General features: G+C 38.6%; 15 protein-coding genes, 3 tRNA genes and 1 pseudogene. 12 read left to right on the forward strand and 7 right to left on the reverse strand.

Annotation, left to right across the window (positions count from 1 at the left end; translation table 11 throughout):
- Nucleotides 1-167: 167 nt before the first annotated feature.
- Nucleotides 168-584 carry a DoxX family protein gene (locus GBI16_RS16370; RefSeq protein WP_086210662.1) on the reverse strand — a complete coding sequence of 139 codons (417 nt, stop codon included), beginning with the start codon at nucleotides 582-584 and terminating at the stop codon, nucleotides 168-170.
- 194 nt (nucleotides 585-778) lie between these two features.
- Between GBI16_RS16370 and GBI16_RS16375 the strand changes: the two genes are divergently transcribed.
- A complete protein-coding gene (locus tag GBI16_RS16375) occupies nucleotides 779-1,423 on the forward strand; it encodes a DedA family protein (RefSeq protein WP_086210663.1) in 645 nt (214 codons plus the stop codon).
- Here GBI16_RS16375 and GBI16_RS16380 read toward each other — a convergent pair.
- The 5 genes from GBI16_RS16380 to GBI16_RS16400 all read right to left on the reverse strand — a co-directional run bounded on the left by GBI16_RS16380 (nucleotide 1,420) and on the right by GBI16_RS16400 (nucleotide 4,269).
- On the reverse strand, nucleotides 1,420-2,013 hold the full coding sequence (locus tag GBI16_RS16380; RefSeq protein WP_086210664.1) for a LysE family translocator: 594 nt from the start codon (nucleotides 2,011-2,013) through the stop codon (nucleotides 1,420-1,422). The genes GBI16_RS16375 and GBI16_RS16380 overlap by 4 nt on opposite strands.
- Nucleotides 2,014-2,227: 214 nt before the next feature.
- Nucleotides 2,228-2,617: a hypothetical protein gene (locus tag GBI16_RS16385; RefSeq protein WP_086210665.1), complete on the reverse strand. Its 390-nt coding sequence runs from the start codon at nucleotides 2,615-2,617 to the stop codon at nucleotides 2,228-2,230.
- Nucleotides 2,614-3,468: a ParA family protein gene (locus tag GBI16_RS16390; RefSeq protein WP_086210666.1), complete on the reverse strand. Its 855-nt coding sequence runs from the start codon at nucleotides 3,466-3,468 to the stop codon at nucleotides 2,614-2,616. The genes GBI16_RS16385 and GBI16_RS16390 overlap by 4 nt, the downstream gene beginning before the upstream one ends.
- Before the next feature lie 85 nt (nucleotides 3,469-3,553).
- Complete coding sequence (locus tag GBI16_RS16395) at nucleotides 3,554-3,946, reverse strand: SirB2 family protein (protein WP_086210667.1); 393 nt, start codon at nucleotides 3,944-3,946, stop codon at nucleotides 3,554-3,556.
- 14 nt (nucleotides 3,947-3,960) lie between these two features.
- Nucleotides 3,961-4,269, reverse strand: coding sequence for a BolA family transcriptional regulator (locus tag GBI16_RS16400; RefSeq protein WP_086210668.1), 309 nt, complete (start codon nucleotides 4,267-4,269; stop codon nucleotides 3,961-3,963).
- Nucleotides 4,270-4,489: 220 nt separating this feature from the next.
- Here GBI16_RS16400 and GBI16_RS16405 point away from each other — a divergent pair.
- From GBI16_RS16405 to GBI16_RS16415, 3 genes are all read left to right on the forward strand, one after another.
- A tRNA-Gly gene (locus GBI16_RS16405) sits at nucleotides 4,490-4,565 on the forward strand.
- A gap of 41 nt (nucleotides 4,566-4,606) precedes the next feature.
- Nucleotides 4,607-4,682: transfer RNA gene (locus GBI16_RS16410), tRNA-Gly, on the forward strand.
- Between the two features lie 38 nt (nucleotides 4,683-4,720).
- A tRNA-Gly gene (locus GBI16_RS16415) sits at nucleotides 4,721-4,796 on the forward strand.
- A 457-nt stretch (nucleotides 4,797-5,253) separates the two neighbouring features.
- On the opposite strand, the gene GBI16_RS16420 is transcribed toward GBI16_RS16415, so the two are convergent.
- Nucleotides 5,254-5,457, reverse strand: a complete 204-nt coding sequence (locus GBI16_RS16420) for a helix-turn-helix transcriptional regulator (RefSeq protein WP_017725336.1) — start codon at nucleotides 5,455-5,457, stop codon at nucleotides 5,254-5,256.
- A gap of 110 nt (nucleotides 5,458-5,567) precedes the next feature.
- Here GBI16_RS16420 and GBI16_RS16425 point away from each other — a divergent pair, with 110 nt between their 5' ends.
- The 8 genes and pseudogenes from GBI16_RS16425 (at nucleotide 5,568) to GBI16_RS16460 (ending at nucleotide 10,320) form a co-directional block, all read left to right on the forward strand.
- Nucleotides 5,568-5,783: a hypothetical protein gene (locus tag GBI16_RS16425; RefSeq protein WP_017725335.1), complete on the forward strand. Its 216-nt coding sequence runs from the start codon at nucleotides 5,568-5,570 to the stop codon at nucleotides 5,781-5,783.
- 13 nt (nucleotides 5,784-5,796) lie between these two features.
- Nucleotides 5,797-6,978, forward strand: coding sequence for an Arm DNA-binding domain-containing protein (locus GBI16_RS16430; protein WP_017725334.1), 1,182 nt, complete (start codon nucleotides 5,797-5,799; stop codon nucleotides 6,976-6,978).
- Nucleotides 6,971-7,219, forward strand: coding sequence for a hypothetical protein (locus GBI16_RS16435; protein ID WP_123785542.1), 249 nt, complete (start codon nucleotides 6,971-6,973; stop codon nucleotides 7,217-7,219). Before GBI16_RS16430 ends, GBI16_RS16435 begins: the two co-directional genes overlap by 8 nt.
- Before the next feature lie 72 nt (nucleotides 7,220-7,291).
- Nucleotides 7,292-7,870, forward strand: coding sequence for a DUF1376 domain-containing protein (locus GBI16_RS16440; RefSeq protein ID WP_151707480.1), 579 nt, complete (start codon nucleotides 7,292-7,294; stop codon nucleotides 7,868-7,870).
- 10 nt (nucleotides 7,871-7,880) lie between these two features.
- Nucleotides 7,881-8,633 (forward strand): ATP-binding protein, encoded by a 753-nt coding sequence (locus GBI16_RS16445; protein WP_123785540.1) that lies wholly within the window; start codon nucleotides 7,881-7,883, stop codon nucleotides 8,631-8,633.
- Nucleotides 8,634-8,894: 261 nt separating this feature from the next.
- The gene (locus GBI16_RS16450; RefSeq protein WP_151707481.1) at nucleotides 8,895-9,329 is read left to right on the forward strand and encodes a hypothetical protein; all 435 of its coding nucleotides are present in this window, start codon (nucleotides 8,895-8,897) and stop codon (nucleotides 9,327-9,329) included.
- Nucleotides 9,326-9,616 (forward strand): annotated as a pseudogene (locus GBI16_RS16455) (ATP-binding protein); the annotation flags it as partial. The gene GBI16_RS16450 and the pseudogene GBI16_RS16455, both read left to right, overlap by 4 nt.
- A 173-nt stretch (nucleotides 9,617-9,789) precedes the next feature.
- Complete coding sequence (locus GBI16_RS16460) at nucleotides 9,790-10,320, forward strand: hypothetical protein (RefSeq protein WP_123785538.1); 531 nt, start codon at nucleotides 9,790-9,792, stop codon at nucleotides 10,318-10,320.
- Nucleotides 10,321-10,392 lie beyond the last annotated feature (72 nt).

Here is a 10,392-nt window from a genome sequence, read left to right on the forward strand (position 1 = left end):
GATGAATATATCTCAGAAATCACTCAACGTTTGAATCATCGCCCAAGAAAAAGACTCAGCTTTAAAAGTCCGAGTCAGGTATTATGGCAACAACATGGTGTTGCACTTCAAATGCTAATCTAAGAAATAAAAAAAGCAGCATCGTAAATGCTACTTTTCATTTTGAATTATTTTTCAATCAGATGATCTAGGCTCATTTTTCCTGCACCATGTAGCATCAGAAAAAACAAACCTCCTGCCATGGCAAAGTTTTTCATAAAATTAATACTGTCTTGTGTGCCATCATGAAAGATAAAAGCGGTAATCACACTAAATAGACCCAAACCAAACGCAGCAAAACGCGCTTGGAATCCAAACAGCAGCGCTAAGCCACCACCAAACTCAACCAAAATAGTTAATGGTAATAGCGCTCCGGGAACGCCCATAGACTCCATATACCCTACAGTTGCGCTATAAGCTGTAATTTTCCCCCAACCTGCGACAAGGAAAATATAAGCCATCAGCACGCGTGCAATTAAAGCTAAAACAGCATCGGTATTGGGTTGATTGACAATATTTTTGACCACAACATTTGGATTAAACATTTTTACACCTTTAAATACGTTTTATTTGAAGTTGTAGCTATCTTAATAATCTCTGTTTTTAGAATAAATATGCATTTTCATTATGCATCGTTCCGAATAGAGAACAATAATAGCCGAATTTATTTACGTTTTAATACTGACTTCTGACAATGAGACTGCTAGGATTTCTGCACTCTTCTGTTTAATTGTGCCCCATGGAACTGATTGATTTTATATTACATGTCGATGACCATCTGCTCGAGTTTATCACCAACTATGGGGTTTGGATTTATGCAATTTTGTTTCTTATCATCTTTGTGGAAACAGGCTTGGTGGTCATGCCCTTTCTACCCGGCGATAGCTTATTGTTTGCCGCAGGTGCCTTAGCTGCATCAACGGGTGCAATGAATCCATGGTTCCTTGGTATTTTACTTTTTGTCGCAGCCGTACTGGGCGATACATTGAACTATCACATTGGTCGTTATATTGGGCCGCGTGTTTTTGAAATCGAGTCACGTTTTATTAATAAACAACACCTGATAAATACACAAAAATTCTTTGAAAAACATGGTGGTAAAACCATTATTTTTGCGCGTTTTATTCCCTTTGCGCGCACCTTTGCACCTTTTGTGGCAGGCGCAGGAAAAATGGACTACAAATTTTTCCTGTCTTATAACCTGATTGGTGCATTCTGCTGGATTGGTTCATTCATTACTTTAGGTTATATTTTTGGCAATGTGCCTGTGGTCAAAGACAATTTCACGCATCTGATTTTCGGTATCATTATTATTAGTGTCTTGCCTGGAATCATTGGTTTTATTCGGGCGAAATGGAAGAAAAAATCAACCACTCGTGCTTAGGCAAAAAAGCGTAAAATCACAGGGAACATACATACCACCAATAACATGGCCGATCCTTTGTACAAGAGATCGGCTTTTATTTGCTTGGACTCACCCGATAAAATGGCACGACCAAATGACATCCAAAACAAAGCCGTAGGTAATAAAACTAAGCTAAATACAATAAAGACCCATAAAAAATTCGTCGGATTATCCCATGTTTCATAAGGAAAAATACCTGCAGCAAACAGTACAGCTTTTGGGTTTTTCAAAGTTGAAAAAAACAACTGCATTGGTCGAATCGAGGTAAAACGTTGATTATGTTTTTCTAAATGTGAGCTTTTCCATAGGTGAAAGGCCAGCCAAAATACGTAACCTGCGCTAATAATATGCAAAATATCAATCAGATATGGCCAGATAGGGGTACTCAAATGAATTAACAATGCCCATAAGTTGATGGCATAGAAATACCCGAACAGTTCTGCAGGCACAAGCGCACTGGTTTTCGCCAGACCTTGCTGATGTGCAGAGCTTGCGAGTAAAGCATTGGTTGGTCCCGGAATCATCAGGACAGCAATCATTGCCAATACAAACAGCCAACTCTCAATCATAGACATCCAACAACAGTATTCAAGATGCGCAATTTAGCCGAAAAAGAGCAGTTTCCTCAAGTCAAGGCAGACAAAAAGACAGAACCTACTTACTGAAAAGTGACCTTAAAAAATAATAAGACGTTGTTTTATTGTGATTATTTTTGAAACATTTTGCTAAAATTTTCATTCTGCTAAAGATACAAACACTTCAGCAGAATGAATCTATCCGTGTTTAATTTGTCTTATTTCGGACAGTAATCGTACAACCCTTAAACTTTGCAGCTTGTACTATGGCTTCTTGTTGGCCCAAAAGCCTTGAAATTTCGGTCTTTTTAGTATTCGAAGATTGTCCCATATTGAGCGAAATACTTGGACCAAAGCCCCAGCCGCCACCATGACTCCAACCACCACCCAGTCCCACACCTACACCCATACCCGTGCGTTTTTCAGTCGGTACACCTTCATCTAAATGTTGTTGAATACGATTATACTCTGCCTGTAGCTGTTGGCAGTTCAGCGCTTGGTACTGTGTAGGAGAAACATAGGTTGGTTTAACCGTTGTGGCACACGCACCTAATAACAACGTACTGCCCGCTAAAAAAGCAACTAAGATATTTTTCATGCTGAATCTCGCAGTTTATTATTCTCAATCTCATTGAACAATGATTGATAGGCCTGCGTCAATTTATGATCATGCGCCAAATGAATCAACGGTAAATTTTTATGATGTGACTCTTTCATCATCACCGATGGCGGTAACATACTTTCTAAAACAGGTAGACCTTCATCTTTCAACTGTTGCACCACTTCACGTGGCAGTTTAGCCTGTGCTTGGTATTGATTGACCACGATGCCCTCAATTTCCAAATGGTCATTATGATCATCTTGGGTTTCAAGTACATTTTCAATCAAGGTTTGTAGTGCTCGTTTAGAGAAAACATCACAGTCAAACGGAATTAGAACTTTATTGGCCGCAATCAATGCCGATAAGGTAAAGAAATTAAAGGCTGGTGGTGTATCAATATAAACTCGGTCGTACTTCCCAACCAGTTGTTGTAAGGCATCACGCAATTTATAAATTTTATGTTTGGATTCTAATGCATGGGCCAAGGCACCCAAATTTGGGCTGGCAGGAATCACATCAAGATTTTTAAAAGGAGACTGATGCACATAGCTTTCTAAGCCTTTGGCACGTCCTTTCAGGATCGAACCAATCGCATTGCCGAGCAAGCTTTTATTTTGTGTAGCACCCAGAACTTCTTCAAAATAGTTCTCAATATTTGGCTCTAAAGCAGGCTTATCCGCAGTATAGGTTGCATCATCGCCCAACACATACTGACTCGAATTCGCTTGTGGATCGAGATCAATCAATAATGTTTTTAGACCTTGATGCGCACTGATAGCAGCCAAATTCACAGCAATACTGGACTTGCCTACACCACCTTTTTGATTAAATACCACACGTGTATGCATAAAATCCCCTCCATCTTGTTATTTTTCCACCTTATCTAGCAGTGTAGCGCAGAACAGGTTTCGTGCCGAACATTATGTCTAACAATTAGCCAAAGTTTGGTTTAATCATGACTAAACCAATAATCGAAACCATCGACACTACAGCGAGAAATAAGCCTGCACGGCGCTGTGCTAATAAAATTGTGTCATCCTTTTTATAGGCTTTAGATAAAGAAGACAGTATGACTAAAAATAAAACCACTTTGGCATAGAACCATGTTTGCACTTCAAAGTTTTTCATCACCAATAAGATGATGCCTGTGAGTACAATCATAGTCATACTCAAATGCTGAAATGCAACAAAAGCGATACGACCTGTAGGATTGGGCTGGTTACCCTGAACCCCTTTAAACAAGGTCATCGCACGTGCCAAAATAATTATGCATGCAATACTCACCGCACTCATATGTACAATTTTAATCAGTAATTGTGTTTCCATTCGCAAGCCTCTGTTTAGCTTTTCGGTGCATGCGCACAGTTTGGGCTAGAAGTGTCTTGCCCTTCCCACTCTTCTGGTAGAAAAGCATGAATAGCTAAAGCATGAATTTTTCCAGGACTGAGTAAATCGCCTGCTACGGCATAAATTTTTTGATGCCGCTGTACCAAACGCAGACCAGCAAAGGCTTCACTCACCACAATCACTTTAAAATGTGATTCCTTACCGGGGAAATATCCACCATGCCCCGAAGATTCATTCACCACTTCTAAATGGGATGGGGAAAACTGCTGTAAGCGCTCAATTAATTGCTGCTCTAAGCTCATGCCTGTCTCCAAAAATGATTATTCTGAGAGTATACCTGTTCCTTGCTGCTATGCGACGGTTAAAACGATCATCATCCGAACCAAGACTTTACTTTTCAGCGGTAAAAAATCAAAAAGTCGGAACAGACTGCATTAAACTGGCTTTATTTTATGCAATTAAACTCAGCTTTTTCATAAAGCTATTGACCCTGAACTTGCTTGCTGTATCATACAGCGCTATGCGGGAATAGCTCAGTTGGTAGAGCACAACCTTGCCAAGGTTGGGGTCGCGAGTTCGAGTCTCGTTTCCCGCTCCAAATTTTTTTCAGGGTAAGTTTTCGTAAAAACTGCTCAATACGCGGGAATAGCTCAGTTGGTAGAGCACAACCTTGCCAAGGTTGGGGTCGCGAGTTCGAGTCTCGTTTCCCGCTCCAAATTTTTTAGTGTAAGTTTTTATAAAACTGCTCAATACGCGGGAATAGCTCAGTTGGTAGAGCACAACCTTGCCAAGGTTGGGGTCGCGAGTTCGAGTCTCGTTTCCCGCTCCAAATTCAAAAAGCCCTAATCGAAAGATTTGGGCTTTTTTTATGTTGATTTTATTCGATTTTTTTAAATAAGAAAGCTTCTTACGCTGATTTCAAATACCGTCTATCCAAACGTCTTCAATTTGCATGGTGACCACAAGTGACCAAAAAGTGCCTTCAATAAATCAAGAAGGTACGAAACTCTCTCTAAAAATGCTTAAATAATTACTCTAACAAGAATTTTCATGTCATTAGACTTCTATTCTTTTTTGATTCAATATTCTTACAAGATCAAATAGTAGCGTGACCAAATTTGGTCACGCAATAACACCCTCGATAAATATAGATCATTTTTAAAATTTCTTTAATTCAGTCCAGCATGCTCAATCTACGTACTTATCTCAAAAGTCAAAAGTACTCTAAAAAATAAGGTGACCAAATTTGGTCACCTTATTTTTATAGATATTTCATTAGCTTAAGATTATTCAACTTGTAATTTCAGAAGATCTCCAACCTCTACATTTAATAATAAACAGAGCTTTTCAATAGTTTCAAAATCAATACGAGTCGATTGACCATTATAAAGTTTATGCAGAGTGGTTTTACTCATCCCTGTTTCACGCGCAACATCCGCAACCTTCATTCTACGTTCTGCTAATAAGACTGGCAAATTGCAAACTATCATTAATTACCACCATTGTGTAATAAAGTACTTGCATGATGTATTGAATACTTGTAGTATTTCATTGTGTTCTTAAATAACATCATTGTGATACTTTATAAAAGGATATACATATGAACTTCACGTATCTTACTACAAAAGAGCTTTCGGAACGAATTCATTACAACGAACGCACTATCCGAAATCAACTCAAAGATAGCGTCTTACTCGAAGGTGTTCACTACATTCGCCCATTTGGTGGTCGCAAAATTCTTTTTGTTTGGGAGCGCATTGAGGAAGACATGACAAAAACCTCGTTCGGCTCCCTTTATAACCTACAGCTACAATAGGAGTCTTAATCACATGGCCTCAATCCGTACAAGATACGGCAAGCTTACAATCGATTTTCGGTACTTAAATAAGCGTTGCCGTGAAACAACTGCAATGGAAGACACCCCCAACAATCGCAAAAAACTTGAAAAAGCGATTGAACGTATGGAAGCTGAAATGCTCTTGGGTGTATTTGATTATGCAAAATATTTTCCCAAAAGTGCTCGGCTGGCAGAAATTAAAACCGCCGAAAACCTAATTAATGCAGTGAGCTCTAAAACACCTATTTTTTCTAAATATTGTGAAATATGGGTTGCGGACAAAGAAATTGAATGGCGTAGCAGCTATGCAGGAAAAATTAGGATTGTTATTCGAAAATATTTAACTCCATATTTTGGAACAATTCCTGTTATTAACATCAAAAAGTCAGACATCCTTGGATTCCGTTCATCCCTCGCCAAAGTGACATACGGAAATAACCAAGAATGCCTTTCACCATCACGAATCAACCAGATTATGACAGTACTTCGTATGATACTCGATAGTGCTGCCGAACAATATGACTTTGATAGCCCTTATAAAAATATCAAGAACTTAAAGCAAGGAAAGATTGAAGTTACTCCCTTTTCTCTGGAAGAGGTACATAAAATTCTTAGCACTGTTCGTGATGATTTTAAGCCTTATTACACTATTCGCTTTTTTACGGGTATGCGTACCAGTGAAATCGATGGTCTTCAATGGGAAAATATCGACTTACAACGTCGTGAAATCCATATCAGAGAAGCGTTAGTGAATGGTGTGCTTGGTGGAACCAAAACTTATGGTTCTGACCGTACCATCCAAATGAGTGATCGGGTTTATCAGGCCTTTCTGCAACAGAAAAGCTTAAATAATGGTAAATCCAGTTTTGTCTTCTGTAATCGTGATGGTGGGCCTCTCGATTATCGCTTGGTAAACAAGCGTGTCTGGCATCCCCTGTTACGCTTTTTAGGGCTAAAGCCACGTCGTGCTTATCAAACACGCCATACAGCAGCAACACTCTGGCTGTCGGCAGGCGAGAACCCGGAATGGATCGCACGCCAGCTGGGACATTCAACCACTGAAATGCTGTTTCGGGTCTATAGCCGTTACATCCCCAATGTTACACGTCGCGATGGCAGTGCTTTTGAAGCCATGCTAGAAAAACTCAATACAGAGGAGCTTGCACATGAATAGTAAGGCTTTCTTTGGTGGTGTGGTCGTCAGCCCAGAAGCAGATATGGTCGCTCGTGAATTAATCCATGAGCTACACATTCCCAAACTTCACAATCTAGCTTTTTTGTTGGAAATCAATAAATGCTTCGATGATCACCAGGCGTTGAGACTCTGGTTACAGCGAATGTTGGATGAAAGGCAAGCCCATTACGATGACTTGGCCCAACAGGCCCGTCTCCGCTTAATGAGTCTCGCTCACTAATAAAACAAACACAGACAGAAGGTCATCCAATCGATGACCTTAGCCCCTCTATATCTATAAAAAGGTGAACACATGCATAAAGATATTTCAATTTGGATGCCACTCTATATTGGCGACCTACAGGCAAAATTTGCACGAATGACGGCAGAACAAATTGGTGCGGCACTGCTGTTAATGATGGATTTCTGGAAAAATGGTGCCATTCCTCATGACCTAGCTACTGTATGTAGCATCACGAAATTACCTCAGCACACCAAGGCTAAAACTTTGTTGAATACGCTGATGGCTCTGGAATTGTTTGAAGTCGAGTCTGAGCAGATTCATTCAAGTTTTTTAACCAGTTTAAAAAGCCAGGCATTGCAAAATCAGCAAATGAAATCTGATAAAGCTAAAAATGCAGCTCAAGCACGCTGGAATAAATCCGCAAGTAATGCTCAAGCATCAACTAAGCAACGAAAAGTAAATGCTCAAGCAGCTCCTGAGAAGAGCCCGAGTATTACTCAAGTCATGCTTGAACCATGCCCTTCATCTTCATCTTCATCTTCATCTTCATCTTCATCTTCATCTTCATCTTCATCTTCATCTTCATCTTCATCTTCAAATTTTGAAGAAAAAAATGAGAATTTTTTAGAAAATTCAAAATGGATTTAGGAGAACGATAATGAATACCATACTTAAAACGCTCCAGATTCGCGCAGAAGAAACGGAAACACTTTGCCCTAACCATCTTATACCCCTAATAAAAATTGCCGGTCACAGGCTCTGTAAATTGTGTGCAAAAGAAACCGTACCTCATTCACATGCAGCCTATGAAGATGAACTACAACAGCGTTTACTGCAGCAAAAAATCAAGAATTCAGGACTGAATAAACGCTACCTAGACCGTGGCTTTAAGAATTTTGTGATCACATGTCCTGCACAAGACAATGCCATCAAACTATGCCAAGCATTTGCACAACAGATTATTTCTGACCATCATCCGAACTTCCTGCTTATCGGCACACCCGGTACAGGAAAAACCCATCTGAGTGCATCAATCATTCGCAACATTCTGCATAACAGTACAAAATCTGCACGCTACTATACTAGTGCAGAAATTGTTCAAAAAATGATGGACACCTGGTCAGATGCTTCACGCTCCGAAAAAGAAGTAATCGACCATTTTTCCAGTTTTGATTTATTGGTGATTGATGAATATGGCCTGCATGACCGGCATGAAAAACGCCTGGAGATGGTACATAAGGTTTTATATAGCCGTTATGACAATATGAAGTCGACGCTGCTAATTTCCAATTTCACAGTCCAAAATATGCAGCGGGATTTAGGTGTTCGATTATGGTCACGGTTACACGAAAACAATTTGATTGTAGTGCCGTGTTATTGGGATGATAAGCGGTTCAATAACATTTATTAAATATCTTAGGCGGTTCAAATGAACCGCTTTTCATAAACAATTAATTATCATATACTTAATTATGAGAGTACGGGGCAATCTATAAGTGAATGCTATGCTTCACTTCGTTTAAATTTTAATAAGCTACCTATCGTCTCATTGAACTGAAAAAGTCTAACTGAGTACCAATTTCTTTATTGAATAGTACATATATATGTCAATATATTTACTACCCCTTCACACATAATGGAGGGTTGCTTAACAACTAAATTATGAGAAAAAATGAATATGAAATCTTTAAATAAAATCTTGCTTGCATGTATTCTAATATCTCCAGTTACAGCTGTCTTTGCATATGATGCTCAAGAAGTGATTAACAGAGGGCATATGGAAACACAGCGTTTGATGGAGCGACAAAGGCAGGATGCACAACGGGTTCAGGCGATTCAGGCTCAACGTAGCTATGAAAATCAGATGCGCCAATTAGAAAACAAACGCCAAATGGAAAAATCAAGACAAGAGTCTCTCAACCGCAAGCCAGTCACGGAAGCAGAAATGAAAAAAGGCTTAAGAGATCTTGGTGACTTGATTACTTCAGATCAAGCAAAAGATGTAATGAATTATATGAATAATCTAAAACCAGATCCTTACGAGCCAACCAAAAAGGATCCAGTAAATATGGATGGTTTTTATTTCGATCCAACCCCACAGCAATGAACTCTTGGTCAGATGCTTCAATCTCTAAAAAAGAATTAATCGACCATTTTGCCAGTTTTGATTTATTGGTAATTGATGAATATGGCCTGCGTAACCGACATGAGAAACATTTTAAAATGGTACATCAGGTTTTAGATAATCGTTATGACAACATGAAATCTACGCTGCTTATTTCCAATTTCACAGTCCAAAATATGTAGCATAGTTTAGGGGTTTTATTATAGTAGCGGTTATATAAAAACAATTTGATTGTAGTACCATGTTATTGGGATAAGAACACGGCTTAGTTAATTTAGTGTCTCGTCCTTAAAACCTTACGGTATTTCATTTAAAATCGAGTTGAGCAAATAGTCCGGCTTCCATTTTCTCATAAGTTTGATTTGATATACGCATATTCAGAATCAAATGAGATCTAGAATATCTAGGTTGCTTTCCACTCCAATAATAGAGTAAATAAGATATGCATAAAGTTTTATTAATCTTAGCATCAACTTTTATATTAACTTCTTGTGCCAAAAAAGTAGAAGATCCAGCTGTTCAGTTTGATGAAGATATTTCCTCTGAAATAGATACTAGTGATATTAAACAAGAGCCTAATTATCCCGAGCAACCTTTACCCAATACAGGTGACACAGATAACCCAGATTTAAATGGTATAGCACCTCTAGAAATTAAGACTTCTTCTGGAGCTAATTATTGGGTGAAAATTGATGAAGCAAATACAAATCAGCATGTAGTTAGCTATTTTATTCGATCAGGAGAAACTCTAAACATTCAAATGCCTTTAGGAAGTTATACTATTAAATATGCAACTGGTCAAAAATGGTATGGTCCAGAATATTTATTTGGGGATGATACCGCCTATTCAAAAGCAGATAATTTATTTAATTTTGAGTCAAATGGGTATGAAACTAATGGTTATACTCTAGAGTTAATTATGCAAGAAAATGGTAATTTGCAGACTGAAAATATTGATAAAGGCCAATTCTAGATTGTTTTGACTCAATAGTTTAATCTAGAATCTGTAATCAATTAACTTAAGAAAACCTAATTTTTTTAGCTT

The organism is Acinetobacter sp. TUM15064 (genome assembly GCF_008980265.1).
Taxonomy (GTDB): Bacteria; Pseudomonadota; Gammaproteobacteria; order Pseudomonadales; family Moraxellaceae; genus Acinetobacter.

Bases quoted from the DNA above. Each gene is read 5' to 3' on its own strand.
- GBI16_RS16370 (WP_086210662.1), bottom strand. From the start codon at position 584: ATGTTTAATCCAAATGTTGTGGTCAAAAATATTGTCAATCAACCCAAT.
- GBI16_RS16375 (WP_086210663.1), top strand. From the start codon at position 779: ATGGAACTGATTGATTTTATATTACATGTCGATGACCATCTGCTCGAG.
- GBI16_RS16380 (WP_086210664.1), bottom strand. From the start codon at position 2,013: ATGATTGAGAGTTGGCTGTTTGTATTGGCAATGATTGCTGTCCTGATG.
- GBI16_RS16385 (WP_086210665.1), bottom strand. From the start codon at position 2,617: ATGAAAAATATCTTAGTTGCTTTTTTAGCGGGCAGTACGTTGTTATTA.
- GBI16_RS16390 (WP_086210666.1), bottom strand. From the start codon at position 3,468: ATGCATACACGTGTGGTATTTAATCAAAAAGGTGGTGTAGGCAAGTCC.
- GBI16_RS16395 (WP_086210667.1), bottom strand. From the start codon at position 3,946: ATGGAAACACAATTACTGATTAAAATTGTACATATGAGTGCGGTGAGT.
- GBI16_RS16400 (WP_086210668.1), bottom strand. From the start codon at position 4,269: ATGAGCTTAGAGCAGCAATTAATTGAGCGCTTACAGCAGTTTTCCCCA.
- GBI16_RS16420 (WP_017725336.1), bottom strand. From the start codon at position 5,457: ATGATAGTTTGCAATTTGCCAGTCTTATTAGCAGAACGTAGAATGAAG.
- GBI16_RS16425 (WP_017725335.1), top strand. From the start codon at position 5,568: ATGAACTTCACGTATCTTACTACAAAAGAGCTTTCGGAACGAATTCAT.
- GBI16_RS16430 (WP_017725334.1), top strand. From the start codon at position 5,797: ATGGCCTCAATCCGTACAAGATACGGCAAGCTTACAATCGATTTTCGG.
- GBI16_RS16435 (WP_123785542.1), top strand. From the start codon at position 6,971: ATGAATAGTAAGGCTTTCTTTGGTGGTGTGGTCGTCAGCCCAGAAGCA.
- GBI16_RS16440 (WP_151707480.1), top strand. From the start codon at position 7,292: ATGCATAAAGATATTTCAATTTGGATGCCACTCTATATTGGCGACCTA.
- GBI16_RS16445 (WP_123785540.1), top strand. From the start codon at position 7,881: ATGAATACCATACTTAAAACGCTCCAGATTCGCGCAGAAGAAACGGAA.
- GBI16_RS16450 (WP_151707481.1), top strand. From the start codon at position 8,895: ATGAATATGAAATCTTTAAATAAAATCTTGCTTGCATGTATTCTAATA.
- GBI16_RS16460 (WP_123785538.1), top strand. From the start codon at position 9,790: ATGCATAAAGTTTTATTAATCTTAGCATCAACTTTTATATTAACTTCT.